Raw genomic sequence first — 26004 nt, 5'->3', positions numbered from 1 at the left:
CTACTCAGTCGATGTGTTACCTGTCGACGGCGGTGTGTGCACGGCAACCTGTGGCTGCTTGCACTCATTCGGGTTGCCTGGCTGCAGGTATGGCATGAGGATCGGTGCCATGCCCTTGAGCACCTGCACCGGCAGCGCCGAGGTAAATTTGAACGCTTCTGCCGTGCGACCCGGCACGAAGGCGGTCAGCGTGCCGAAATGGTTGTCGCCGAGGAAGAACACGAAGGTGGCGGTGCGGTTCAGCGAGCGCGAGCCGATCAGCCGGCCGCCGGCGCCGAAGCTTTCGATTCGGTTGTCACCGGTACCGGTCTTGCCGCCCATCACCAGTGGCGTGCCGTCCTGCAGCTTGAAGCTGCCGGAAATACGCCGCGCGGTACCTGCGTCGACCACTTGCGACATGGCGCCTTTGAGCGCACGCGCCACTTCGACCGGCAGAATGCGCGCGCCGCGGTCCGGGTCTGTGATCAACTTGGTCTCGTAGGGTGTGTTGGCTGCAAAGTGCAAGGTGTCGATGCGCAAGGTTGGCAGGCGAATACCGTCGTTCTGGATGATCCCGACCAGTTCGGAGAGGGCAGCGGGGCGGTCGCCGGAGCTGCCGATGGCCGTGGCCAATGAAGGCACCAGGTGGTTGAATGGATAGCCCACGCGTTTCCAGCGCTGGTGGATGTCGAGGAAGGCTTCGATCTCGACCATGGTGCGGATGCGGCTGTCACGGGCGCTCTGGTGGCGGCTCTTGAACAGCCAGCCATATACCTCCTGGCGTTCGAAACGGCTGGCATTGATCATTTCGGTCAGTGTCGAGCCTGGGTGCTTCAGCAGGTAGCCAAGCAGCCACAGGTCCAACGGGTGGACCTTGGCGATGTAACCCTGGTCGGGCAGGTCGTACTTGCCCGGGCCATAAGCAGCGTACATCTCTGACAGACGGCCATCGGTCAGTTTGCCCAGCACCTTCTTGTCATCCTTGAGGTGGGCACGCACGAATGCGTTGAAGGTTTCCTGGCCTGCCTCGGGGAACAGGTAGCGGTGTACTGCCGCCAACCGCTGTGGGGTCACGCGCATGTTGTCGATAAAGGTGTCCAGGCGTTGTTGCGAGGTTCTACGCTGGTACTTTTTCCAGAAGCGCATCAGGTATTTGGTGCCCTCCTTGTCGGCGAAGCGCGCAAGGTACTCCTGGCGGCGCGGGTCGGCGTCGTCCTTGAGCAGCGCCACGCGGTTGTATGGTTGCTGGTAAGTCACGTAGCGCACGAGGTCGCGCATCAGGCGGATGAACGGCAGGTTGATCGACTCGCGCAGTGCATCTTTGAGTGTCGGGTTGCGGTTGTTGTCTTCCTTGCGGAAGTTGTTGAACACATGCATCCCGCCGCCAGTGAAGAACCCTTCGCCGGTGTTGGCCGAGTACTTGCGTTCCAGCGCGGCGTCGAGCATGGCGTCCAGGCTCTGGTTCTTGCTGTTCTGCGCCAGCCATTCCAGCGACCATTGCGTGATGCGGTCGAGTTCGGCCACTTCGACCTTCTTCAGCTCGGCGGCAGGTTTGCCGGCGTACTTGTCGTGCAGCTCGGCGATAATCTCCAGGTAGGTGGTCAGTACCCGTAGCTTGGCGGTTGAGCCCAGCTCCAGCTTGCTGCCTTCGTTGATGTCGAAGGGCTGGTTGGTGCTGTCGGTCTGCACCCGCACCCGCGAACCATCGGCGGTGCGCTCGAACAAGGTGAAGCTGTAGCTCACCTGGTCGGTGGTCTTGGCGGTGAGCAGTCGCTCGCCGATCAGGCCGATCTGTGCGGCAAACGCCGGGTCGGCGAGGTTTTTCAGGTACTGGCTGACCTGCAGTTGCAGGTCGGCCTGCAAGGTACTGGTGGCTGACAGGTCAAGGCGGTCGAGGTCGTACAGTGGGCGGTTGAGCATGGCCGACAGACGGTTGCGCGCAAGGCTGATGCCCTTGTTGGTGATGATCGGTACGATGGTCGGCTGCGCTACCCAGTCGCGGTACACCGCCTTGCTGACCAGCGCGGCATCGGCCAGCGGCTGATCGATGACCTTGTTGGCGGCAAGCACGCGAATGTGCGAGTCGGTGAGTTCGGCCAACTCGACCCGGCCCTTGGACAAGTAATACGAGGGACGGCGCTGGGCAATCATCAGCGACAGCACCTGGCGCAGGGCCAGGCCACGCGCGGCCATGCTCTCTGAGTCGGTGGCGGTGGCGTTCAGGGCCTGGTTGACCTGGTCGAAGTCGGCGCCGTACCACACCCGCAGGCCCTCGGCCATGCCATGTACCTCACCATGCCCAGGCACGGCCGACAGCGGTACGCTGTTGAGGTAGTCGCGCACGATACGCTGGCGTGCCTCGGTGGTGTCGGGGCCGCCCTGGTAGGCACGCACGCTGGCAGAAATCATCTGCCGGATCTTCTCCGCGCCCGACACCGTCAGGCCATCCGGTGAGTGGCGATATTTTTCCAGCTGGGTGGCCAGGGTGCTGCCGCCGGCAGACTGACCGGGCAGGGCCAGGTACTTGGCGACCTGGCTGTAGGCGGCCTTGGCAAAGCGTGGCCAGTCCACAGCCGGGTTGTTACGTGGGTCGTCGGTATCCAGCAGGTCGCGGTTTTCGATGAACAGCAAGCTGTTGACTATTACGGGAGGTATCGCCGCAAAGTCCGGGTACAGGTGCTGGGGGTAGTTGTACTGGTACAGCGTGTCGCCGCGGCAATCGGTGATCGACAGGCCGGCCTGGATCTTCTCGATATAGGGCGCGAACAGCCCATGATCGACGTAGTTCATCAATGCGGGTGAAAACTTCACCTGTTCGCTGATGAGGTAGTCGCGCTTGAGCAGGCGTGGCAGGAATTCACCCAGGGCGCTATAGCCCAGGCGTTTGTCGAACGGCCCATCACCGGGGTAGACGATGGCATCGCTGGGACCGGGTTGCAGCGAGTAGGTCAGTGTAGCGGCCAGTCTGCTGAACTCGCGCGATTGTAGTTCGGAGGTACGGAATTCGTTATACGCGGCAACAGCGATGGCTACCAGTGCCACCAGCAGGATGAGGATGATCAGCCACCACCATAGCCGACGCTGACGGGGGGACTTGGATTGTGGCGTCTCGGCCTGAGGTATCTCGGGAGCTTCCGTTCTGCTGGGTTCCGATTGCCACAGTGCGCCCATAGTCTTCTATCCGGCCAAGTGTTTTCGTCTTGCTTGTCTGAAGCTTAGACGTTGAGTGGATAGGGTGAAAAATTTGTAGGAAGTTGGAAAAAGTGGTGTGGGGCTATACGGCTTTGGTGTGGGTTTCTTCAACGGACGATGTTGCTATGGTGCCTTGGCAATTCTTTGGGCGCGAAGCGGCCCCCAGAGTTCTAGCCAAATTTCTGCATATATACAGTGAAAACACCTACAACGGTCTTCCTATACTGCTGGCCCCCTTCGCCCTGCCGGGCGCTCTAGTCCGGCACATGGGCAGGCCCACAAGGCCAGCCTGGCAAGCCAACGCCACGCCTATCGGCATGGTCGCGGCTTCACGAAGGTCAAATCCAATAACAAAATGAGGTTGTATTGCTATGCCAGTCGGCAACCACTCTGCCCACGGCCAGGCCACTGAAGGCGGCCCGCTCAAGCGTGAACTGGGCGAACGGCACATCCGCTTGATGGCGCTGGGCGCCTGTATCGGTGTCGGTCTTTTCCTCGGTTCGGCCAAGGCGATCGAAATGGCCGGCCCAGCCATCATGTTGTCTTACATCATCGGTGGCCTGGCCATCCTGGTGATCATGCGCGCGCTCGGTGAAATGGCCGTGCATAACCCTGTCGCCGGCTCTTTCAGCCGTTATGCCCAGGATTACCTCGGCCCATTGGCGGGCTTCCTGACCGGCTGGAACTACTGGTTCCTGTGGCTGGTGACCTGTGTTGCCGAAATTACTGCAGTGGCCATCTACATGGGCATCTGGTTCCCCGACGTACCGCGCTGGATCTGGGCCCTGGCGGCACTGGGCAGCATGGGCGCGATCAACCTGGTGGCGGTGAAGGCTTTTGGTGAATTCGAGTTCTGGTTCGCGCTGATCAAGATCGTCACCATCATCGCCATGGTCCTCGGCGGCATCGGCATCATTGCCTTCGGCTTTGGCAATGACGGTGTCGCAGTCGGTATCTCCAACCTGTGGAGTTATGGCGGGTTCATGCCCAATGGTGTGACTGGCGTGCTGATGTCGCTGCAGATGGTGATGTTCGCCTACCTGGGCGTGGAAATGATCGGCCTCACCGCAGGTGAAGCACGCAACCCGCAAAAGACCATTCCGCAGGCCATCGGCTCGGTGTTCTGGCGCATCCTGCTGTTCTACGTCGGGGCGTTGTTCGTGATCCTGTCGATTTACCCTTGGAACGAAATCGGCAGCCAGGGCAGCCCGTTCGTCATGACTTTCGAGCGCCTCGGCATCAAGACCGCCGCCGGCATCATCAACTTCGTGGTCATCACGGCGGCGCTGTCGTCGTGCAATGGCGGCATCTTCAGTACCGGGCGCATGCTCTATAGCCTGGCACAGAACGGCCAGGCGCCGGCGGCCTTCGCCCGTACCTCGAAGAACGGCGTGCCACGCAATGCGCTGCTGCTGTCGATCGGCGCGTTGCTGTTGGGCGTACTGGCCAACTACCTGGTGCCTGAAAAGGTCTTCGTCTGGGTAACCTCGATCGCCACCTTCGGTGCGATCTGGACCTGGGTGATGATCTTGCTGGCACAGCTGAAGTTCCGCGCCGGCCTTACCACTGCCGAGCGCAAGGCACTGAAGTACCGCATGTGGCTGTGGCCGCTGAGTTCGTATCTGGCGCTGGCCTTCCTGGTGCTGGTGGTCGGGCTGATGGCGTACTTCGAGGATACGCGTGTGGCCCTGTACATCGGCCCGGCGTTCCTGGTGCTGCTGACGGTGCTGTACTACACGCTCCGCCTGGCGCCGAAAGACGCACAAGGTGTGACGAGTACCGCCTCCTGATCTGACGTGGGGCCGCTTTGCGGCCCCAGCGTTCCGTCAGGCCGCCACTTCGCTGTGCGGCTCGAAACTGTCCGCCCGAGCCAGTTGCCACATCCGCGAATAGAACTGCCCGTTCACCTCGCCGGTCAGCAACTCACCTGGCTTCAAGAACACATGCATCTGCGAGAACAGCTTGATCTCGGTGGCCGAAATGCGCCGCACCAGGTGCTTGGCCTCCAGTTGAGCCGGGTGCTCCAGGCCTGCCGCCGCCAGCATTTCTGCCAAGGCACGCAAGGTGTTGTGGTGGAAGTTCAGCACCCGCTGGGCTTTGTCGGGCACCACCAGCGCACGCTGGCGCAACGGATCTTGTGTGGCCACGCCGGTCGGGCACTTGTTGGTGTGGCAGCTTTGCGACTGGATACAGCCGATGGCGAACATGAAGCCGCGTGCAGAGTTGGCCCAGTCGGCACCAATGGCCAGCACGCTGGCGATGTCGAAGGCGCTGACTATCTTGCCGCTGGCGCCCAGCTTGATCTTGTCGCGCAGGTTCAGGCCGACCAAGGTGTTGTGCACGAACAGCAGGCCTTCACGCAGGGGTACGCCGATATGGTCGGTGAACTCCACGGGCGCTGCGCCAGTGCCACCTTCCTTGCCATCGACGACGATGAAGTCGGGCAGGATGCCGGTTTCCAGCATGGCCTTGGCGATGCCCATGAATTCCCACGGGTGGCCCAGGCAGAACTTGAACCCCACCGGCTTGCCGCCGGACAGCTCACGCAACTGGGCGATGAAGTGCATCATTTCGATCGGTGTCGAGAAGGCGCTGTGGCGCGACGGGGAGATGCAATCCTCGCCCATCAGCACGCCACGGGTTTCGGCAATTTCCTGTGTGACCTTGTGTTTGGGCAGTATGCCGCCGTGGCCGGGCTTGGCACCTTGGCTCATCTTGATCTCGATCATGCGCACCTGAGGGCTGCGCGCCTGGGCGGCGAAGCGTTCGGGATCGAAGCGCCCATCCGGCGTGCGGCACCCGAAGTAGCCGCTGCCCAGTTCCCACACCAGGTCGCCACCGTGTTCGCGATGGTAGGGGCTGATGCTGCCCTCGCCGGTGTCGTGGTGGAAGTTGCCCAGCTTGGCGCCCTGGTTGAGCGCACGGATGGCATTGGCACTGAGCGAGCCGAAACTCATGGCCGAAATGTTGAAGATCGAGGCCGAATACGGCTGGCTGCACTGCGGCCCACCAACGATAACGCGGAAGCTGGCCGGGTCGGCCAGCGGTGCCGGGCGCATGGAGTGGCCGATGAACTCGAAACCGGATTCATATACGTCGATCAGGGTGCCGAAAGGTTTGTCCGAGGCTTCGTTCTTCGCCCGGGCATACACCAGCGAGCGCTGGGCGCGGGAGAAGGGCAGGGCATCGCTGTCGGACTCCAGCAGGTACTGGCGGATTTCCGGGCGAATGGCCTCGACCAGATAGCGGATGTTGCCAAGAACCGGGTAGTTACGGCGTACGGCGTGGCGCTGCTGCAGTAAATCGAACAGGCCGACCAGGCTGAGGATGCCAGTGGTCAGGGTGAACGGCCACAACCATTCGTGGTGGCTGAAGGGGATGCTCGCCAGGGTGAACAGCACGCAGGCGGCGAAGAAGGCATAGCGACTGAGAAGTGACAGGCTCATACAGGGTCCTTGCGATGGCGCGGTCAGGCTCAGGGCCTGGGGGCAAACCCCGACCATAGCCAAGTTGCCGGGCGCTGCAAATTAAAATCGGGGTAGCGAAAATCATTCTCGACCCGAGCCGAATTGCCTGGGTGCAACGCATACCGCTGTAGGAGCGGGTTTACCCGCGAATGCGTCGGGAGCCTCACCATCGCATTCGCGGGTGAACCCGCTCCTACAGGGGGGACGTGCTGTGATCAAGATTTTCGATCCTGCTCAATAGCGTGCCGCCTCGACCAGATACGTGTAACGCCCAGTTGGCCTGTCAGGCCGGCACAGGAATGACCGGCCTTGTCAGGCCAATGACCCCATGGGATCCTCGCGGGTCATTTTTCAGCGAGCCCACCCCCATGCCCAACATCATCCGCATCGCCGCTGCCCTGCTGATCGACCCTCAGGGCCGCACCCTGCTGGTGCGCAAGCGTGGCACCGAGGCTTTCATGCAGCCAGGCGGCAAGATCGATGCCGGTGAAACGCCGGTACAGGCGCTGGTGCGCGAGTTGCACGAGGAACTGGGCCTGCGCATCGACCCGGCTCAGGCCGTGCACCTGGGCCAGTTCAGTGCCCCCGCCGCCAACGAGCCGGGCTTCGAAGTGCAAGCTGAACTGTTCCGTGTCGACAGCGCCGCTGCTGTGGTGCCGGCCGCAGAGATCGAGGAGGTGGTCTGGCTGGCAGCAGATCAGGCGCCCGTCATGCAACTGGCCCCCCTGACCCGCGACTTGATCCTGCCGCTGTATCGCCAGGCGCTCAACGCACCGCGCTGACACCGTCGAGGGTGGCGAACGAGGTGTCCTTGGCCGTCAGCAAAAAGTCGCGCATGTACGGGGCATCGAGCATGTCGGTGCGCACGGCGGCATAAAGCGTGGCAAACAGGCCTTTCTCGCCCAGGCGTTTGCCCTTCACATAGCCGCGCGAGCTGTACTCGTGCAGCGCCCAATGCGGCATGCCGCATACGCCACGGCCGCTGGCCACCAGCTGCATCATCATCACCGTCAGCTCCGAGGTGCGCACGGCGGCTGGCTCGATATCGGCCGGCTCCAGGAAGCGGGTGAAGATGTCCAGGCGATCGCGTTCCACCGGATAGGTGATCAGCGTCTGGTCGAGCAAGTCTTGCGGCACGATGTAAGGCTTGCTGGCCAGCGGGTGCTGGTTGGCCACTGCCAGCATCGCCTCGTAGGTGAACAGCGGCACATAAGTGATGCCTGCCAGGTCCACCGGGTCGGAGGTCACCACCAGGTCAAGGTCGCCACGGGCCAAGGCCGGCAGCGGGGCGAAGGCAAAGCCGGAGGCCAGGTCCAGTTCCACTTCCGGCCAGGCATCACGGAACTGGTCGATGGTCGGCATCAGCCACTGGAAGCAGCTGTGGCATTCGATAGCCATGTGAAGGCGTCCGGCAGTGCCTCCGGCCAGACGTGCAATGTCACGTTCGGCACTGCGCAGCAACGGCAGGGTGGCATCGGCCAGTTGCAGTAGACGCAGCCCGGCGCTGGTGAAGCGGATCGGCTTGGTCTTGCGCACGAAAATCGGGAGGCCCAGGCGCTCTTCAAGCTCCTTGAACTGGTGCGACAACGCCGACTGGGTCAGGTGCAGGCGTTCGGCGGCCTCCACCAGGCTGTCGGCTTCGCGCAGGGCATGAAGGGTTTTCAGGTGACGGATCTCCAGCACAGATGACTCCGGGGTATGGAATAGAGGAACCAGGTAATGAGTTGAGTTTCTCTCATGATGCTACATCTGTCGACTGGGCGATCGTCGCACCGCCTGGCGGGAGTCATGAAACTGTCACCGAACTGTGGCAGCGCGCCCGAACAGAATTCATCAGACTCGCGCTCTACTGGGGATCTGCATTCTGGTGTTTCTTTCATGCGGGCTTTTTGGCTTTTTCTTTTCTTCCTGTTCAGCGCACCTGCGAGTTTCGCCGAACAGCGCTGTGACGCCCATGTGCCGGTGCAGCGTGCCGAACTGGGGGCCGTCAGTCTGGTGTACCAGAGCGTCGGTGCGCCACGCGACCCGGCCTTGCTGCTGGTCATGGGCCTGGGCGGGCAGCTGATTCATTGGCCGGACGACGTGGTCGAGGCATTGTGCCGCCAGGGTTTTCGGGTGATCCGCTATGACAACCGCGATGTCGGCCTGTCACGCTGGAACCAGGTGCCACCGCACGCCAACCTGACGCTTGAGCTGTTGCGTTACAAGCTGGGCCTGCCAGTGTCGGCGCCCTATACGCTGACTGATATGGCAGATGACGGCGTGCGCCTGATGGACGCGTTGGGCGTGCGCCAGTTTCATGTCTTGGGGGTGAGCATGGGCGGCATGATTGCCCAGCATCTGGCGGCGATGGCGCCCGAGCGTGTGCGCAGCCTGACGCTGGTCATGTCCAGTTCAGGGGCGGCGGGGCTGCCGGCACCGGACCCGGCGTTGGTGCAGCTGCTGGCCCGGCGCAGCGCACCGAACCGCGAAGTGGCTATCGAGCAGCAGGCCGACCTGCTGGCGGCCTTGGGCAGCCCGGAAGTACACGACGACCGTGACGTGTTGCTGCAACAGGCGGCGCAGGCCTATGACCGGGCGTTCAACCCTGACGGGGCCAAGCGCCAGATCATGGCGATACTGGCCGAGCCGAGTCGCGTGGAGTTGCTCAACCAGTTGCGAGTGCCGACCCTGGTGGTACACGGTACGGCTGACCCGTTATTGCCGGTGATGCATGGCGTGCACCTGGCGGCGCATATCCAGGGCAGCCAGTTGCGCTTGATCCCGGGGCTGGCGCACCGGTTCCAGGAGCCGTTCAAGGCGCCGCTGCTGGGGGCGGTGTTGCCTTATTTGCAGGCGCATAGGCAAGCGGTCACGCACATCGCAGGGCTCTGAAATCCGCGCTGGCTGCTTCGCGGGCTTGCCCGCTCCCACCGGTGCTGCACCGATCTCAGGCTTTCCAGTTTGGGTTCAGGTCAGCCGAGGCCGTATTTTTTCACTTTGTCGAACAGCGTGGTCTTGGCCATGCCCAGTTCCTGGCTGGCCTGGCTCAGGTTGCCGCCAGTGCGTTGCAGGGCATCAGTGAGCAGGTTGCGTTCGAATGCTTCCACCGCCTCGGCAAAAAGCAGGCCTTGGTTGGCACCACCGCTGGGGCCTTTCTTGAACGCTGGCAGGCCGAGGGCATAGCGTTCGGCCACGTTGCGCAACTCGCGCACGTTGCCCGGCCAGTCATGGGCCATCAGGCGCGACAGGGTCTGGCTGTCCAGTGTCGGTGTTTCCCGGTCGAAGCGCAGGGCCGACTGCTGCAGGAAATGCTCGAACAACTGCAGGATGTCTTCACGGCGCTCACGCAGCGGCGGCAGCTCCAGGGTGACCACGTTCAGCCGGTAATACAGGTCGCTACGGAACTGGCCGCTCTGGCCCAACGCATCGAGGTCAGCCTTTGTCGCGGCGATCACCCGACAATCCACCGGGATGCTCTGGTTCGAGCCCAGTCGCTCCAGGGTGCGCTCCTGCAGTACGCGCAGCAGCTTGATCTGCAGGTTGATCGGCATGCTCTCCACTTCATCGAGGAACAGCGTGCCGCCATTGGCGTGCTCGATCTTGCCGATACGGCGCTTGCCGGCACCGGTGAAGGCGTTGGCCTCGTGGCCGAATATCTCGCTTTCAAACAGGTTTTCCGGCAGGCCTCCGCAGTTCAGCGCCACGAATGGGTGGCCCTGGCGGCGGCTGAAGTCGTGCAGGCAGCGCGCGACCAGTTCTTTGCCGGTGCCGGTCTCACCTTCGATCAGCACGTTGGCTGAGGTGTCGGCGACGTTGGCGATCAGTTCGCGCAAGTGCTCCATGGCCGGTGAGCGACCAATGATGCGTCCCTCCAGGCTGCTCTGTTCAGCCAGCTGGCGGCGCAGGGCCACCACTTCGCGTGAAAGCCCGCGCTGTTCCAGCGCGCGGCGTACCACGTCGACCAGGCGCTCGGGGGAGAACGGTTTTTCCATGAAGTCGTAGGCGCCGTTACGCATGGCGCCAACGGCCATGTCGATATCGCCATGGCCAGTGATCAGCACCACCGGCAGGCTGCGGTCACGGGCCTTGAGGCGATTGAGCAGCTCCAGGCCATCAATACCCGGCAGGCGGATATCGCTGACGACAATGCCGGCGAAGTCGTCGCCGATGCGTTCCAGCGCCTGTTCGGCACTGCCTACGCCCTCGCAGGCGATATCCTCCAGGGCCAGCGCCTGCTGGCAGCCGAGCAGCACATGCGGGTCGTCTTCGACGATCAGGACGGTAAGAGGCGCTTGGTTCATGGATGCTCTGCCGATTCGCTAGGGGGGAAAACCAGAGGCAGGGCCAGGACGAAGGCCGTGCCGCCGGTGGCGGGATGCTCGACGTTGAGGCTTCCCTTGGCGGCGGCGGCAAGGCTCGCCGACAGGGTCAGGCCCAGGCCCAGGCCATGCTCGCCCGGTTTGGTGGTAAAGAAGGGTTCGAACAGGTGCTTGCGCGCCTCGGCGTCGATACCGTGGCCGTTGTCGCGCACCTGCAAACGGTACTTGTCACCCTGCACCTCGCCTTCCAGCCACAGCTCAGGCTGCGGTTGCGCGGCCATGGCGTCAAGGGCATTCCCGATCAGGTTGACCAGAATCTGCTCCAGGCGGGTCTGGTCGATGGCCAGTTGCTGGTCCTCGAACTGGTGGTGCAATTTCAAGTGACAGGCACTGATGCGGTTGGCCAGCACCTGCAGGGTGGCCTCTACCGCCTTGGCCAGTGAAGCCTGGCCGCTGTCATCGCCGCGCCGGGCGAACGAGCGCAGGCTGGCGGTGATGCGGCCCATACGGTCGATCAGGTCATTCATGGTGCGCAGGTTGGTACTGGCGGTTTCCAGCGCCCCGCGCTCAAGGAAACGCACAGTATTACCAGACAAGGTGCGCAGCGCAGCCAGTGGCTGGTTCAGCTCGTGGGCAATGCTGGTGGACATCTGCCCGATGGCGGCCAGCTTGCCCGCCTGCACCAGCTCATCCTGGGCGTGGCGCAAGGTCTGCTCGGCGTGCCGGCGCTCGCGAATCTGGCCCTTCAGGCGTTCGTTGCTGGCGCGCAGGTCGGCGGTGCGTTCGGCAATCCGCCGCTCCAGCTGGCTGTTGGCTTCTTCAAGGGCTTCGCGGGCCGCCAGGCGGGTGGCGATCACTTTGCGCCGCTCGTTCCAGGCAATGCCGAGGATCGCCAGCAAGGCAAAGGCCACGCCCACCAGAATGCCCTGCACCATGGACTCGCGACGCAGGTCCTGCAGGGGGGTCAGCAGGGTGAAATGCCAGGGCGTGTCGACCAGGCGCCTGGTTTGCGCCAGGTAGGCCACTTCGTGCGGCTTGCCATGAGCGGTTTCGGTGTTGGCCGGGAAGGTCAGTTTTTCCACGCCATCGGCCAGGGTCTCCCGGGCCAGAGGCTGCAATTCGTTCAGCGGCCACCAGTAGTACTGCAGGCTTCGCGCCAGGCGCTCCTTGATTTGCGGGGTCAGCGGGCGCACCGACTTAAGGCGCCGGGCCGGGTCGCTGGAGAGGATGATGATGCCATTCTCGTCGCTGACGAACGCCTCCAGGCGGGCACGCTGCCAGCGCTCCTCGAGGGTGTCCAGGCGCACCTTGATCACCGCAACGCCTATGATCTTGCCGTGCTCCTCAAGCCCATGGGCCAGGTAATAGCCGGCCTCGCCCGTGGTACTGCCGATGCCGTAGAAACGCCCGGGTTCGCCGCGCACGGCAGTCTGGAAGTAGGCGCGGAACGACAGGTCTTCACCCAGGAACGAGTCGGCATCGCGCCAGTTGCTGGTGGCCTGCACCCGGCCATTGGTGTCGAGGACGAAGATGGCCCGACTGCGACTGCGACGATTCAGGCCTTCAAGGTATTCATTGACCGTCTGGCGTGAGCCGCCGTCCGGGTCGGTGAGCAGGTGCGAGACGCTGTCTTCCAGCTCCAGCAGGCTCGGCAAGTAGGTGTACTTGCTGATCTCGCTTTCGACCGTGCGTGCGTGCAGCTCCAGCTGGCGTTCACCGTTTTCGCTGAGGGTGCGGATGCCGTTGCTCTCGCTGATCAGGTAGCCAGCCATTCCCAGGCCGACCATCAGCAGGATGATCAGCGGCGGTAACAGCAATTGACGGATCAGGCGGGAATTCACGGCAGGCTTGGCAGGGCGAAGTAGCGAGGGGTCGCATTTCATCACAGTGGCCTTGTAACGACCAGCTTCCGCTGCCTGGTGGTCCCTGGCAGCGGAAGCTGTGGCCGGGTCAGTGCTGCAGGATCTTGCTGAGGAAGTGCTGGGTGCGCTGGTCGCGGGCGCTCTGGTCACCGAAGAACTCTTCCTTGGTGCAGTCTTCGATGATACTGCCCTTGTCCATGAAGATGACCCGGTTGGCGACTTTGCGGGCAAAGCCCATTTCGTGGGTTACGCACATCATGGTCATGCCTTCGTGGGCCAGTTGCACCATCACGTCCAGTACCTCGCTGACCATTTCCGGGTCCAGTGCCGAGGTGGGTTCGTCGAACAGCATGACGATCGGGTCCATCGCCAGGGCGCGGGCGATTGCCACGCGCTGCTGCTGGCCACCAGAGAGCTGGCCAGGGTGTTTCTTGGCATGGGCACTGAGGCCTACACGGTCAAGCAGGGCCAGGCCTTTCTTGGTGGCTTCTGCCTCGCTGCGGCCCAGGACCTTGCGCTGGGCAATGGTCAGGTTCTCGGTGATGGTCAGGTGCGGAAACAGCTCGAAGTGCTGGAACACCATGCCCACTCGCGAGCGCAGCTTGGGCAGGTTGGTCTTCGGGTCGGCAATCGAGGTGCCATCGACCACGATGTCGCCCTTCTGGAACGGCTCCAGTGCATTGACGCACTTGATCAGGGTGGACTTGCCCGAGCCCGACGGGCCACAGACCACCACTACCTCACCTTTCTTGACCTCGGTGCTGCAATCGGTCAGTACCTGGAAGTCGCCGTACCACTTGTTGACGTTCTTGATGGAAATCATACGGTGATCCTTTTTTGCAGGCGCTTGACCAGCCACGAAGCGGTGAAGCTGATGATGAAGTAGACAACGCCGGCGAAGATCAGGAACTCATGGGAGCGCCCGATGATGTCGCCGTTGGAGCGAGCCGAGTTGAGGAAGTCGACCAGGCCCACGGTGTACACCAGCGAGGTGTCCTGGAACAGGATGATGCTCTGCTGCAGCAGCAGCGGGGTCATCTTGCGGAAGGCCTGGGGCAGGATGATCAGGCGCATGGTCTGCGCGTAGTTCATGCCCAGTGCTTGTGCGGCGCCCATCTGGCCCTTGGAGATCGACTGCACGCCGGCGCGGACGATTTCGCAGAAGTACGCGGCCTCGAACATCATGAAGGCGACCACGCAGGAGGTGAAGGCACCCACCGGGGTATCTTCGCCGGTGATCCAGCGCAGCACGAACGGCACCGCCAGGTAGAACCAGGTGATCACCAGCAGCAGCGGGATCGAGCGGAAGTAGTTGACGTAGGCACCGGCCAGGTTCGACAGCAGTTTGCTCGACGACAGGCGCATCAGGGCCAGGATGGTGCCCAGCACGATACCGCCGATGACTCCCATGACCATCAGTTTGAGGGTCATGACCATACCGTCCCAGAGGGCAGGCAGGGCGGGGATGATTTCGCTGAAATCCATTTCCATTTACTTGCCCCCCACGGAGATCAGGCCAGGCACGGCGACTTTCTTCTCGACCATGCGCATGAGCAGCATCAGGCCCATGTTCAGGGTGAAGTAGATCAGCGTGGCCAGGGTGAACGCCTCGAACAGGTTGGCGGAAAACTCAGCGGTCTGTTTGGTCTGCGCCAGCAGCTCCATCAGGCCGATAAGCGACGCCACCGAGGAGTTCTTGAACACGTTGAGGAACTCGGAGGTGAGCGGCGGAATGATGATCCGGTAGGCCTGCGGCAGCAGCACATTGTTGTAGATCTGCGGGAGGCTGAAGCCCATGGCACGGGCGGCAGCTTCCTGGCCCTTGGGCAGCGCCTGGATACCGGTACGTACTTGCTCACAGACGCGTGCGGCGGTGAACAGGCCCAGGCAGATGACCACGCTGATCAGCGCCGAAGTGGTCGGGTTGAGGTCCTGCTTGAACCATTCCTGCAAGCCTTCTGGCAGCAGGTCCGGTACCAGGAAGTACCAGATGAACAGTTGCACCAGCAGTGGCACGTTGCGGAACAGTTCCACGTAGGCGGTGGCGATACCCGATACCAGGCGGTTCGGCACGGTACGCATGACGCCGAGGAGTGACCCCAGCAGCAGCGCGATGATCCAGGCGGTGATGGCGATGGCGATGGTCCAGCCCAGGCCGGTGAAGTACCAGTCCAGATAGGTTTCGCTGCCCACGCCGGTGGACTTGAAGAACACGCCCCAGTCCCAGTTGTAATTCATCGGGATTTCCCCTCAGACGGTTGTTTCACGGGCACCTTCGAGCATCCGGGGGCGCAAGGCGCCCTCGGATGAAAGGTTAGACACTAATGAGTGGCCTGCAGAATTGATTCGTGCTTGTGAGCACCAGGCCACTATTTGCTGAGGATCAGGACTTCTTCTCGTCCGCAGCCTTGTCGGTTGGCTCGGCGATCAGTTTTTTCAGCTCGTCGCTCATCTCGAAGTTGAGGTTCAGACCTTTAGGCGGGATCGGCTGCATGAACCACTTGTCATAGCTCTTGTTGACTTCGCCCGACTTGAAGTAGGCAACGATGGCGTCGTCGACCGCTTTCTTGAACGCAGCGTCTTCCTTGCGCACCATGCAGCCGTAGATTTCATACGACTGTGGCGTACCGGTGATGACCCAGTCTTTTGGCTTGCGCGCCTTGGCCATTTCACCGGCGAGCAGGGCGTCATCCATCATGAAGGCCACGGCGCGGCCGCTTTCGAGCATGTTGAAGGCTTCACCGTGGTCCTTGGCGGAAATCACGTTCATCTTCATCTGCTTGTCGGCGTTCATCGCCTTGAGGATGCGCTCGGAGGTGGTACCGGCGGTGGTCACCACGTTCTTGCCGGCCAGGTCCGGGAAGTCTTTGTATGCAGGCTGACCGTCCTTGACCTTGGTCAACAGGCGGGTACCGACTTCGAAGATGCCGACCGAGAAGCCGACCTGTTGTTGGCGCTCGACGTTGTTGGTGGTGGAGCCGCACTCCAGGTCGACGGTGCCGTTCTGCACCAGCGGAATACGGGTTTGCGAGGTGACCAGGTTGTAACGGACCTTGATGTCCGTGCCCAGTTGCTTCTTCAGCGCGTCGACGACAGCCAGCTGGATGTCATGCGAATAACCGACGGGCTCGGGTTTGCCGGCCAGGTAGGAAAATGGAATGGAGGAGTCGCGGTGCCCCAGCGTGATGGTGCCCGATTCCTTGATCTTCTTCAGGGTGCCGGTGAGCTCCTCGGCCATGGCCGGCGAAGCGATGACTGCAGCCGCGATGGCTGCGCCCAGCAATTGACGAACGATACGCATCAAATTTTCCTCGACGTGTTTGTTTTTTTTATGGAGCCGTTGGCGGACTCTTCGTTCAACGAATACAGCAAGAAGCGGGTGCATTCGGCTACCAAGTGTAGAGCATGACTCGTGCCAAGCCCTGCTGTCGACCTTAAACCACTGGTATTGCTCGTGCTTGACAGTCTCGACAGCTCTCTGGGGTTCGCCAGGCCGAATAAATAGCGTTTTCTTGTTCGGTTATCCGAACGCGCGGGCTGCCGCACATCCAGGTATCGCGTGTGGTAACTATGCAGTGCGCGGCAAGGGCGCAGACGTAGTGTGCTCTCCTCTTTGTCTGGAGAGCTTCACAGATGTCACCGCACCAGCCCCCGAACGATTCCATCGATAGCCTGATTGCCCAAAACTTGCCTGGATGGCTAGTCGACCACGTGCAACCGGAAAGGCTCGATGCGTTACGTAACGCCCTGCGTCGCCAGGCGCACTGCAATGCGCGGCTTGGCCCGATCCTCCAGGCCATCCCTTCTTTGCAGGCCTACGCAGCAGAGTTGCTCAAAACGAAACTGCGCAAGAGCGGCCTCAGCAACCCGGACGTGACGGGCTGGAAGGTACGGGTCTCGCAGCGTCTGTTGCTGCCCAGCGCTTCGCCTGCGCTGCTGCGGCCTACCTATGTTCGCCGCTCCAGGCGGTCGTTGCTGGAGGCGACGCTGCATAACTATCATCGCAGGGAGACACGCCCCGGGCTGATGCGCAGAGGGGAACTGGTCGATGGCAATGGTAACCGCCTGCCGATGAGCTTCCACGCGTTTGCCTCCGCGTGTCGCGAGGTCGATGCAGGTGGCAAGTACCAAGCGTTGCTCACGCACCATCTGCAGCCTGAAGACGGCCCGGAGGATGAGCCGGGCCAGGCCATTTCCCGCTTGCACGGGCTGTTCGAAGCGAGTTTCAAGGCCCATTTCGAGGTGGCGATGCGGATCGCTGCGTTGAAACAGGACATTGACGAACGCACGTATTTTCTTCTGTTGCCACATATTGCCGAAAAACCGGTGGTGCCTGCGCTGGTTGGCACTGTGGTCCCCCGGCAGTTGTACCTGCTGGGCCGCCCGGTTCAAGGCGTGCTGGCGCTGGAAGTGCGTCCCTCAGCTGATGGCGCAGTGGCGTCGGTGGTGCTCTGGATACCCGATGACCCTCATCAGCCCGTCTCCCGTCATGCCAGCTGGGATGCACTCGACAAGTACCTCGGTAAGCGCTTCCGTGCGCCGGCCTATCGGCGCTTTTTCGCGCGCTTCATTACCGAGCGTGAGCGCATCAATTTCTATCGGGTATTGAACGAACGGGTCGCGCAGGCATCGACAGCCGGGGTGGAACTCGACGCCCGTTCTGCACCGATCGCTGACGCGCCATTCGTACACCTGCGCCGGCAATACCTCGCCAAGATCAAGGATGACGCCAAGGTGCTCGCGGTGCCCACCGATGTCGAAGATGACGAAGACCGCGAAGCGCGCATGCAGGGCTACAAAGAGCTGGGTATGAATTTGCTGAGCGTGGCGGGGGCCTTCGTGCCGGTACTTGGCGAGGTGCTGCTGGTGGCAAACGCGGTTCAGATCGCTGACGAGGTTTATGAAGGATATGCAGATTGGCGCATAGGTGATCGCGAAGGGGCGTTGAACCACCTGTTCAACGTTGCCGAAAACGTGGTGGTCGGCGGGATGATCGCAGCCGGCAGCCAAGTGGCCGTGCGTGCCCTTGAGCGTCTGGCCTTTGTGGATGACTTGGCACCGGTGTGCACCTCCGCAGGCAAGGTCAAGCTCATGGCCATGGATCTACCGGGTTACGATGCCCAACCTTTGCGTGGTGTCGGCGCACAGGAATGGTTATGGCACCTCGATAGCGGCCGCTATCGGGTGATGGAGGACCCGCAGGATGGTCGCGCCAGGATCCTGCACCCTGGTCGTCCCGGCGCCTACCGGCCGGTGATCGAGCAGAATGGCGCCGGTGGCTGGCGCCATGAACTCGAAGCTCCCCAATACTGGGAAGGGCGGGCCAATCTGGTACGCCGCCTGAGTACGCCCCTGGCAGAGCTACCGGAAGCGACATGCGACTATCTGCTCCAGGTGACAGGGCTGAGTGAGGCGCAGATTCGCCGTTTGCACGTCGAACACATGGGTGCACCTGCACGATTGCTCGATGCCCTGGAGCTTTATCAGGCACATGCATTACACCCGGATTTCAGCGCGCCGCAACTGGCGCAGTACGTTGCTGCCCGGCAAGTGCAGCCCAATGGCATCGAGCGGATATTGCAGCGCACTTTCCCGGGCCTGTCGGCTCGCTGTACGCGTGAGTTGCTTCAGCAATGCAGTGGTGCGCAGCTTGATACGCTCAGCGCCGCACAGCGGGTCCCTCTGGCAGTGGCCGAGCGCGCACGATGGTCGCTGCGCGAAAGCCGTCTGGACAGGGCATGCGCGGGTCTGCGCCTGCCGCGTTGCGTCAATCCCGACACCGAACGCCTGGCGTTGGGCTTGCTCAAGCGCCAGCTGAAATGGCCGGACGCCCTGCGCATCGAACTGCGCGAAGGTAGCCCGAGTGGGCGGTATCTGGCCGGTATCGGCGCTGAGTCTGCGCAGGATGTACGGTGTATCGTGCGCCGCGGCGACGGCTACCGCTATGCCGGTCAAAGCGCATCCGGCCCCTACCTGGCGGCACTGCTGTCTGCGCTGGACGAGACGCACACAGCCGATCTCGGCGATGCTGCTGTCAGTCCAGGCGCCTTGGGCTCGTTGCTGATCGAGGCCGCTGCCGGTGATCGTACCCAAGCGGCTGAGCTCTGTGGCATGCCCCGTATGGGCGTTGGCCTGCGACCCCCGACCCGGTTGGGGGATGGGCGTATCGGGTATGCCTTGAGTGGGCGAGGGGAGAGCAGTCGGCGTGCCATAGGGCGTGGTATTCACCAAGTGTTTCCGACAATGACAGACGGGGAGCTACAAGCCTATCTGCTTGATCTCATGGAGCGGCGAGTAGGGTTGTGGGAGCACTACAGCCAGCTCACGGGACAGTTGGCACGCCTGCGTCAGAGCCTGCGCCAGTGGCGCAGGGATGCCAGTAACCCACTGGACGCGCTGCGCCGCCGTCGGGTCGCTACTGCCGTTCGGCGAAGCTGGCGGCGCAAGATAACCGACGAGGCTGGGGACTACGCGCTGATCATCAGCGGAGAGCGTATCGGAAGTCTGCCCGAATTACCGGAGGGGGTGAGCTTTGATCATGTGCGACGGCTGATCCTCAGTGACCTGCGCCTTGGTGAAATCAATGGGGACTTTCTTCGACGTTTTCCCAACCTGATTGAGCTCGACCTGTCCGGCAATCGCCTGACTGCGATCCCTCACGGCATTGAACATATGCCCCGCCTGCGGCAGCTAAACCTGCGCCGCAACAGCGTGATCATGGATGAGGCCGGTGAGTTGCGTCTTGCCGGAATGAGCGCGCTGCGGTACCTCGACCTCAGCCACAACCCGCTGGGAAGGGCGCCGGTACTGACGCGCCTGGGCAATTTGCGTGAAGTCAACCTGCGCTCTGCCGGCCTTGAGGCGTTGCCTGAGCGGATTTCATTTCGTGCCCACATAGACTTGCGTAACAACAACATCCGCACACTGCGCCGAGAGGTGCAGCAGCTGCGCCTGCAGGTGCACCAGTTGTCCTTGCACGATAATCCAATAGGCGAAGCTGACGCATTGCTGCTCGATGAGGCTCGAGGTGTAACCCCGGGGCAGTGGGGGTCTGCGTCCGCACGCCATCGCGCCATTGACAGTGATCTTTTCAACACCTGGGCCAACAGTACAGCCGACGCCGAGCGTGATCGCCAGCAGGCCATATGGACAGCGCTGCTTGAGGAACCGCAGTCAGATGGAATGTTTCGCTTTCTGGCAGACTTCGTCCACGGCGAGGACTTTGAACAACATCCAGGGCATTACCGCAGCCGTATCTGGCGGATTCTGGAAACGTGTGAGCAGCACGAGCAGTTGCGTCATCAGTTGTTTCTCGAGGCATCTGGCCGGCGCAGTTGTGAAGACCGCCTGCTGCTGTTGCTGGAGCAGATGGAACTTGGGGTTCTGGTGCTGCGCGCCGTCGAAGATGCTCATGGCAGTCGGATGGAAGCTCGTTTGTTAAGCCTGGCGCGTGGTTTGTTTCGCCTGGACGAGGTCGACCGTCACGCGACGTTGCACGTGCAACGCATGCATGCCGAGCACGCTCCACATATCGATGAAATCGAGACACGGCTTTTTTACCGACAGCGGCTTGCGCGTCCCTTGGGCTTGCCGATCGAGCTCGACGAAATGCATTACCCGGGTTTTGCAAACGTAACCACCAGCGACGTGCTGCGAGTCCAGGACGCGGTTTTGCAAAATGAGTCGACGGATGCCCTGATAGCCTCGTTGGCACAGCGGCCTTTCTGGGAGCAATACGCGCGAGAGTTTCATGCGCAGCGATTTGAAGAACTGGTACAGCCACTGCACCAGCGCATGGAGGCCCTACAGGCTCAGGTAGATGAGCAAGTGATTAGCGAAAACGAGTTTCTGCAACGCTGTGAAGCACTGAAGACTGATTACGATCGCAGCGAGCGGGCGCTGCTGGCGCGTTTGGCCCGTGAAGCCTATGAGCGCTGGGCGAATACGCCCCCTTGATGAGTCAAGAGGGCTTCACCGTCGATATCAGGCTGCGCGACTATTCGCGCGCACCTTGCGGGCTTGCTGCAGATACGCCTCCAGAGCCCTCTGCTCCTGCGCGGTCAGCGACAGGCCCAGCTTGGTGCGACGCCAGATAATGTCAGCGGTTTGCTCTGCCCATTCCTCCTCCAGCAGGTAGTCCACCTCGCGGGTGAACAGCCCGGCCCCGATAGCCTGCCCGAGGTCCTCGGGGCCGTGAACGCCATCGAGCAGCCGCCACACGCGGCTGCCGTAGGTGAGCACCCAGCGTTTGGCCAGGTCAACAGGCAACCAGCCGCAACGTGCCAGCACGGCATCGATCAGCGCCTGTACCGTTGTCATGCCCTCTGCGCCCGGCAGTGGCGCACTGGCAGTCCAGGCGCCGCGCATCTGGGTGAAGAAGGGCTTGAGTTCAACCATGGCCGATTCGGCCAGCTTGCGGTAGGTGGTGAGCTTGCCGCCGAACACAGACAGTAGCGGTGCCTGGCCTTCCTCTGCCGAAAGCGCGAGTGTGTAGTCCCGGGTCACCGCCGAAGGGTTGTCCGACTCATCGTTGCACAATGGCCGAACGCCGGAGTAGGTATGCAGGATGTCGGCTGGGCTCAGTTGATGGTTGAAGTGCTCGTTGACCACCTTCAACAGGTAATGTGTTTCCTGCTCGGTAATGGCGACCATGGCCGGGTCGCCGCTGTATTCCCGGTCAGTGGTGCCGATCAGGGTAAAGCGGTCCAGGTACGGGATGCAGAAAACGATGCGCTGGTCTTCGTTCTGCAGAATGTAGGCATGTTCGCCTTCATACAGGCGCGGCACGATTATGTGGCTGCCCTGGATCAGGCGGATGCCGTAAGGCGCATCGAGCTTGAGGTCGTCCTTGATGAAGCTGGCCACCCAGGGGCCAGCGGCGTTGACCAGTGCGCGGGCATGGATTGTCTGGAGGCTGCCATCGGCGTGCTGCAGTTCTACCTGCCACAAGCCTTCTACACGTTCGGCGCGCAAGCAGCGTGTGCGGGTGTGGATATGTGCGCCTAGCTCACGGGCAGCCATGGCGTTGAGCACCACCAGGCGGGCGTCATCGACAGCGCAGTCGGCGTATTCGAAGCCCCGGGTGATTGCCGGTTTCAGGGGGTAGCCCGGGCCGAAGCGCAAGCTACGCGAGGCGCCCAGGCGCTTGCGCTTGCCCAGGTGGTCGTAGAGGAACAAGCCGGCGCGGATCATCCAGGCAGGGCGCAGGTGGGGGCGGTGCGGAAGCACGAAGCGCATAGGTTTGACGATGTGCGGCGCCTTGGCCAGCAGCACTTCACGTTCAGCCAGGGCCTCGCGGACGAGGCGAAATTCGTAGTGCTCCAGGTAGCGCAGGCCACCGTGAATCAGTTTGCTGCTGGCTGATGACGTGTGTTGGGCCAGGTCGTCCTTTTCGCAAAGGAAGACCTTCAAGCCGCGTCCAGCGGCGTCGGCAGCAATGCCCACGCCATTGATGCCGCCGCCGATCACGGCAAGGTCATAGCAGTCGGCTGTTGGGGGCTGGGACGAAACTGGCTGGGACACGGGCAAGGCCTCCTGGTGCTGTTCATATCGAATATGAACATTAATGTTCGTTTGCGAAAATACTAGCGCAATAGAAAGCCAGTCGCTAGCCAGTCTCTATAGAAAAAACTGATCAAATGACAATAAAGTGAACATTTATGAAAATTCAGGAGGGTACGGCTTGGGTTTTGGTTAGGACGCGCCTCTACCTCAGGAATAACTGGCCCGAAACAGGTGCAGGCGTTAGCTTCGCTGGCGATGCGCCGCGCGGGCGGCGCATGGTTTCACAGCCGCCACGAACCTGGCGGCATGCGCCCACAAGCCTTAAACCACCTCAAGCCTGATCTTGTTCTGGTTCAACAATTGGGTAAGGGGTGGGGTAGGAGCCTGGTCGGTCACCAGGCAGTCGACCAGGTCGATTGAGCCCAGACGTACCATGGCATTGCGCCCGAACTTGCTGGAGTCAGCCGCGAGAATCACTTGTCGGGCATTGGCAATGATGGCTTGCGACACGCGCACTTCCTGATAGTCGAAATCGAGCAGGCTGCCATCCTCGTCGATACCGCTGATGCCCACCAGAGCGAAGTCGACTTTGAACTGGTTGATGAAATCGACACTGGCCTGGCCGACTACACCACCATCTCGGCGCACCGTGCCACCCGCCACCAGCACTTCGAAATCGTCCTTGGCGGCCAGGATCGCAGCCACATGCAAGTTGTTGGTGATGACTTTCAGGTGGCTGTGGTTGAGCAGCGCCCGTGCAATCGACTCGGTGGTGGTGCCGATGTTGATGAACAGCGAGGCATGGTCGGGAATCTGCCGGGCCACGGCGTCGGCAATGCGCTGTTTTTCGTCGCGCATCTGGTCGGCACGCATGGCGTAGGCGGTATTTTCGATGCTCGAATCGTAAGCCGCACCGCCGTGGTAACGGCGCAGCAGGTTGAGCTCGGCAAGCTGGTTGATGTCGCGCCGGATGGTCTGGGGAGTGACAACGAATAGCTGCGCCATTTCCTCGATACTGACATAGCCGCGTTCGCGCACCAGTTCGAGGATTTGTTGTTGGCGGGGGGGCAGATTCATGGGCGGTCCTTTGGGGCTGCCGGACAAATTCTGCAATGATGCCGTAGGAAAGGGATGACGGCCAGTGGACGTTTGGGGCCGCATGGCGGCCCCAACAGGTATTATGCCTCGTGATCTTCCCAGTCACGGGTACGCTCGACTGCCTTCTTCCAGCCGGCATACAGCTTTTCTTTCTGCGTTTCATCCAGCTGCGGGCTGAACTCGCGCTCGATGATCGCCTTGTCGCGCAGCTCGTCCAGGCCGCTCCAGAAGCCACAGGCCAGGCCTGCCAGATAGGCGGCGCCCAGTGCCGTGGTTTCGCGCATCTGTGGCCGCTCCACGCAGGTGCCGAGGATGTCGGCCTGGAACTGCATGAGGAAATTGTTGGCCACTGCACCGCCGTCCACGCGCAGCTCGGACAAGCGCTGGCCGCAGTCCTGCTGCATGGCGTCGAGGACATCGCGGGTCTGATAGGCGATGGACTCCAGTGCGGCGCGGATGATGTGGTCCACCTTCACGCCACGTGTCAGGCCGAACAGCGCACCACGGGCATACGGGTCCCAGTACGGGGCACCCAGGCCGGTAAAGGCTGGCACCAGATACACGCCGTTGCTGTCCTTGACCTTGCTGGCGAAGTACTCGGTATCCAGGGCATCGTTGACGATCTTCAGTTCGTCACGCAGCCATTGCACGGTAGAGCCACCATTGAATACCGCGCCTTCCAGTGCATAGGCCACCTCACCACGCGGGCCGCAGGCAATGGTAGTGAGCAGGCCGTGGGATGACTTCACCGCCTGGTCGCCCGTGTTCATCAACAGGAAGCAGCCGGTGCCGTAGGTATTCTTGGCCTGGCCCGGCTCCACGCACATCTGGCCGAACAGTGCCGATTGCTGGTCGCCGGCGATACCGGCAATGGCAATGCCGCTCTTGGTGTGGCCGTACACTTCCGAAGAGGGGCGCACCTCAGGCAGCATTTGCCGCGGGATGCCCAGGATTTCCAGCAGCTTGTCGTCCCACTGCAGGCTGTGGATGTTGAACATCAGCGTGCGCGAGGCGTTGGTGTAGTCGGTGACATGCACCTTGCCGCCGGTAAATTTCCAGATCAGCCAGGTGTCGATGGTGCCGAACAGCAGTTCGCCACGCTCGGCGCGTTCACGGGCGCCGTCGACATTGTCGAGGATCCACTTCAGCTTGGTGCCGGAGAAATACGGGTCGGTGACCAGGCCGGTGGTTTCACGAATGTAGTCTTCATGGCCGTCACGCTTGAGCTGGGCACAGATCTCGGTGCTGCGGCGGCACTGCCAGACAATGGCGTTGTACACCGGGCGCCCGGTTTCCTTGTCCCACACCACAGTGGTTTCGCGCTGGTTGGTAATACCCAGCGCGGCGACCTGGGCGTGGCTGATACCTGCCTGGGCCAGAGCCTCGACCATGGTCGCGCTTTGTGTGGCGAAAATCTCCATCGGGTCATGCTCGACCCAGCCCGCCTGCGGGTAATGCTGTGCGAACTCGCGCTGGGAGGTACCCACAACATTGGCGTCACGGTCGAAAATGATCGCCCGCGAACTGGTGGTGCCCTGGTCCAGGGCGATGATGTAGTTCTTATCCTGGGTGTCTGTCATGGTCGTAGGCCTTGCAAGAATAGAGGGTCAGGGCTGTGCGTGGTGGCAGCATCAATTGGCTTGAGTATCGCCCTGGCGAATGTCATTTGTCTCAGGGATCGCGGCGGGCGCTAATGGCAGGTTGCGTGCAATAAGGCCGCGATAGCCAGCTGCACCCAGACAGGCGCCCAGGATCGGTGCAAATACCGGAACCAGGAAATAAGGAATATCCCGCCCGCCAGTGAAGGCGATTTCGCCCCAGCCGGCCAGGAATGTCATGAGTTTTGGCCCGAAATCGCGGGCCGGGTTCATCGCAAACCCCGTCAATGGGCCCATGGCGCTGCCAATCACCGCAATCAGCAGGCCGATCAGCAGCGGGGCCATGGCGCCGCGCGGCAGGCCGTTGTTGTCGTCGGTCAAGGCCATGATCACGGCCATCAGGATGGCAGTTATCACCACTTCGACCAGAAATGCCTGGCTGGTGGACAGCGACGGGTGCGGGTAGGTGGAGAACACCGAGGCCAGCTCCAGGCTGCCTTCGCTACCGCGCAGCATGGCGTGGGCTTGTTCGAAATCGAAGAACAGGTTGCTGTACAGCGTGTAGACCAGTGCGGCGCCACAGAATGCGCCGCATACCTGGGCCAGCATGTAGAAGGGCAGCTTGCGCTTGTCGAACCCTGCGAACAGTGTGAGGGCGATACTCACGGCTGGGTTCAGGTGCGCACCGGAAATACCGGCGGTGAGGTAGATGGCCATGCTGACGCCCACGCCCCATATGATGCTGATTTCCCAAAGCCCGAAGCTGGCGCCCGCGACCTTGAGGGCGGCGACGCAGCCGGTACCGAAGAAGATGAGCAGGGCGGTGCCGAGAAATTCGGCCAGGCATTGGCTGGACAGTGTGGGTTGGCGCAGAGCAGTCGTCATGTATGACCTCGTTTTTTTTGTTGTGAGGCGCGTGGCGCTCGACAGCAAAACCCGGTGTCTATCCCCATTGACCCCGGGTGATGTAGGAAATGCACCTTAAATGTGCATCGCTTATTCA

Annotated in this window: 17 protein-coding genes; 4 read left to right on the top strand and 13 right to left on the bottom strand. The window is 61.8% G+C overall.

The features are described 5' to 3' along the window. A complete protein-coding gene (locus tag ACF8GF_RS18665) occupies positions 1-3150 on the bottom strand; it encodes a transglycosylase domain-containing protein (protein WP_392488544.1) in 3150 nt (1049 codons plus the stop codon). Positions 3151-3542: 392 nt separating this feature from the next. Between ACF8GF_RS18665 and ACF8GF_RS18660 the strand changes: the two genes are divergently transcribed. Beyond that, positions 3543-4961, top strand: coding sequence for an amino acid permease (locus tag ACF8GF_RS18660; protein ID WP_176683667.1), 1419 nt, complete (start codon positions 3543-3545; stop codon positions 4959-4961). A 36-nt stretch (positions 4962-4997) separates the two neighbouring features. On the opposite strand, the gene ACF8GF_RS18655 is transcribed toward ACF8GF_RS18660, so the two are convergent. Beyond that, entirely contained in the window at positions 4998-6617 is a 1620-nt protein-coding gene (locus ACF8GF_RS18655; RefSeq protein ID WP_176683666.1) for an FMN-binding glutamate synthase family protein, read from the bottom strand. A gap of 389 nt (positions 6618-7006) precedes the next feature. On the opposite strand from ACF8GF_RS18655, the gene ACF8GF_RS18650 reads away from it, so the two are divergent. Next, positions 7007-7420: an NUDIX domain-containing protein gene (locus ACF8GF_RS18650; RefSeq protein WP_176683665.1), complete on the top strand. Its 414-nt coding sequence runs from the start codon at positions 7007-7009 to the stop codon at positions 7418-7420. Here ACF8GF_RS18650 and metR read toward each other — a convergent pair. Beyond that, positions 7404-8321, bottom strand: a complete 918-nt coding sequence (gene metR / locus ACF8GF_RS18645) for a transcriptional regulator MetR (RefSeq protein WP_003254981.1) — start codon at positions 8319-8321, stop codon at positions 7404-7406. The two genes, ACF8GF_RS18650 and metR, sit on opposite strands and share 17 nt — an antisense overlap. Before the next feature lie 195 nt (positions 8322-8516). Here metR and ACF8GF_RS18640 point away from each other — a divergent pair, with 195 nt between their 5' ends. Then, entirely contained in the window at positions 8517-9512 is a 996-nt protein-coding gene (locus ACF8GF_RS18640; protein WP_176683664.1) for an alpha/beta fold hydrolase, read from the top strand. An 80-nt stretch (positions 9513-9592) separates the two neighbouring features. On the opposite strand, the gene ACF8GF_RS18635 is transcribed toward ACF8GF_RS18640, so the two are convergent. The 6 genes from ACF8GF_RS18635 to ACF8GF_RS18610 all read right to left on the bottom strand — a co-directional run bounded on the left by ACF8GF_RS18635 (position 9593) and on the right by ACF8GF_RS18610 (position 16102). Beyond that, the gene (locus ACF8GF_RS18635; protein ID WP_339443739.1) at positions 9593-10921 is read right to left on the bottom strand and encodes a sigma-54 dependent transcriptional regulator; all 1329 of its coding nucleotides are present in this window, start codon (positions 10919-10921) and stop codon (positions 9593-9595) included. Further along, entirely contained in the window at positions 10918-12822 is a 1905-nt protein-coding gene (locus ACF8GF_RS18630) for an ATP-binding protein (RefSeq protein ID WP_339443738.1), read from the bottom strand. The genes ACF8GF_RS18635 and ACF8GF_RS18630 overlap by 4 nt, the downstream gene beginning before the upstream one ends. Before the next feature lie 67 nt (positions 12823-12889). Further along, entirely contained in the window at positions 12890-13624 is a 735-nt protein-coding gene (locus ACF8GF_RS18625; protein WP_012273899.1) for an amino acid ABC transporter ATP-binding protein, read from the bottom strand. Further along, positions 13621-14292 (bottom strand): amino acid ABC transporter permease, encoded by a 672-nt coding sequence (locus tag ACF8GF_RS18620; protein ID WP_176683662.1) that lies wholly within the window; start codon positions 14290-14292, stop codon positions 13621-13623. Before ACF8GF_RS18620 ends, ACF8GF_RS18625 begins: the two co-directional genes overlap by 4 nt. After that, positions 14293-15039 (bottom strand): amino acid ABC transporter permease, encoded by a 747-nt coding sequence (locus ACF8GF_RS18615; RefSeq protein WP_392488543.1) that lies wholly within the window; start codon positions 15037-15039, stop codon positions 14293-14295. Between the two features lie 145 nt (positions 15040-15184). Further along, the gene (locus ACF8GF_RS18610) at positions 15185-16102 is read right to left on the bottom strand and encodes a glutamate/aspartate ABC transporter substrate-binding protein (RefSeq protein ID WP_176683660.1); all 918 of its coding nucleotides are present in this window, start codon (positions 16100-16102) and stop codon (positions 15185-15187) included. A 332-nt stretch (positions 16103-16434) separates the two neighbouring features. Here ACF8GF_RS18610 and ACF8GF_RS18605 point away from each other — a divergent pair, with 332 nt between their 5' ends. Beyond that, entirely contained in the window at positions 16435-20757 is a 4323-nt protein-coding gene (locus ACF8GF_RS18605) for an NEL-type E3 ubiquitin ligase domain-containing protein (RefSeq protein ID WP_392488542.1), read from the top strand. A 27-nt stretch (positions 20758-20784) separates the two neighbouring features. Here the strand turns inward: ACF8GF_RS18605 and glpD are convergent, their stop codons facing one another. The 4 genes from glpD to ACF8GF_RS18585 form a co-directional block, all read right to left on the bottom strand. Beyond that, the gene (gene glpD, locus ACF8GF_RS18600; RefSeq protein WP_176683658.1) at positions 20785-22323 is read right to left on the bottom strand and encodes a glycerol-3-phosphate dehydrogenase; all 1539 of its coding nucleotides are present in this window, start codon (positions 22321-22323) and stop codon (positions 20785-20787) included. 303 nt (positions 22324-22626) lie between these two features. Next, a complete protein-coding gene (gene glpR / locus ACF8GF_RS18595) occupies positions 22627-23382 on the bottom strand; it encodes a DNA-binding transcriptional repressor GlpR (protein ID WP_176683657.1) in 756 nt (251 codons plus the stop codon). A 101-nt stretch (positions 23383-23483) separates the two neighbouring features. After that, the gene (glpK, locus tag ACF8GF_RS18590) at positions 23484-24983 is read right to left on the bottom strand and encodes a glycerol kinase GlpK (RefSeq protein WP_060495345.1); all 1500 of its coding nucleotides are present in this window, start codon (positions 24981-24983) and stop codon (positions 23484-23486) included. A gap of 51 nt (positions 24984-25034) precedes the next feature. Then, positions 25035-25886, bottom strand: a complete 852-nt coding sequence (locus ACF8GF_RS18585) for an MIP/aquaporin family protein (protein ID WP_176683656.1) — start codon at positions 25884-25886, stop codon at positions 25035-25037. Positions 25887-26004 lie beyond the last annotated feature (118 nt).

Origin of the sequence: Pseudomonas sp. yb_5, from assembly GCF_043103865.1 — a bacterium.
Taxonomy (GTDB): domain Bacteria; phylum Pseudomonadota; class Gammaproteobacteria; order Pseudomonadales; family Pseudomonadaceae; genus Aquipseudomonas; species Aquipseudomonas putida_Y.
This window is presented reverse-complemented; position numbering and strand designations above follow the sequence as displayed.

Bases quoted from the DNA above. Each gene is read 5' to 3' on its own strand.
- ACF8GF_RS18665 (WP_392488544.1), bottom strand. From the start codon at position 3,150: ATGGGCGCACTGTGGCAATCGGAACCCAGCAGAACGGAAGCTCCCGAG.
- ACF8GF_RS18660 (WP_176683667.1), top strand. From the start codon at position 3,543: ATGCCAGTCGGCAACCACTCTGCCCACGGCCAGGCCACTGAAGGCGGC.
- ACF8GF_RS18655 (WP_176683666.1), bottom strand. From the start codon at position 6,617: ATGAGCCTGTCACTTCTCAGTCGCTATGCCTTCTTCGCCGCCTGCGTG.
- ACF8GF_RS18650 (WP_176683665.1), top strand. From the start codon at position 7,007: ATGCCCAACATCATCCGCATCGCCGCTGCCCTGCTGATCGACCCTCAG.
- ACF8GF_RS18640 (WP_176683664.1), top strand. From the start codon at position 8,517: ATGCGGGCTTTTTGGCTTTTTCTTTTCTTCCTGTTCAGCGCACCTGCG.
- ACF8GF_RS18635 (WP_339443739.1), bottom strand. From the start codon at position 10,921: ATGAACCAAGCGCCTCTTACCGTCCTGATCGTCGAAGACGACCCGCAT.
- ACF8GF_RS18630 (WP_339443738.1), bottom strand. From the start codon at position 12,822: ATGAAATGCGACCCCTCGCTACTTCGCCCTGCCAAGCCTGCCGTGAAT.
- ACF8GF_RS18625 (WP_012273899.1), bottom strand. From the start codon at position 13,624: ATGATTTCCATCAAGAACGTCAACAAGTGGTACGGCGACTTCCAGGTA.
- ACF8GF_RS18620 (WP_176683662.1), bottom strand. From the start codon at position 14,292: ATGGAAATGGATTTCAGCGAAATCATCCCCGCCCTGCCTGCCCTCTGG.
- ACF8GF_RS18615 (WP_392488543.1), bottom strand. From the start codon at position 15,039: ATGAATTACAACTGGGACTGGGGCGTGTTCTTCAAGTCCACCGGCGTG.
- ACF8GF_RS18610 (WP_176683660.1), bottom strand. From the start codon at position 16,102: ATGCGTATCGTTCGTCAATTGCTGGGCGCAGCCATCGCGGCTGCAGTC.
- ACF8GF_RS18605 (WP_392488542.1), top strand. From the start codon at position 16,435: ATGTCACCGCACCAGCCCCCGAACGATTCCATCGATAGCCTGATTGCC.
- glpR (WP_176683657.1), bottom strand. From the start codon at position 23,382: ATGAATCTGCCCCCCCGCCAACAACAAATCCTCGAACTGGTGCGCGAA.
- glpK (WP_060495345.1), bottom strand. From the start codon at position 24,983: ATGACAGACACCCAGGATAAGAACTACATCATCGCCCTGGACCAGGGC.
- ACF8GF_RS18585 (WP_176683656.1), bottom strand. From the start codon at position 25,886: ATGACGACTGCTCTGCGCCAACCCACACTGTCCAGCCAATGCCTGGCC.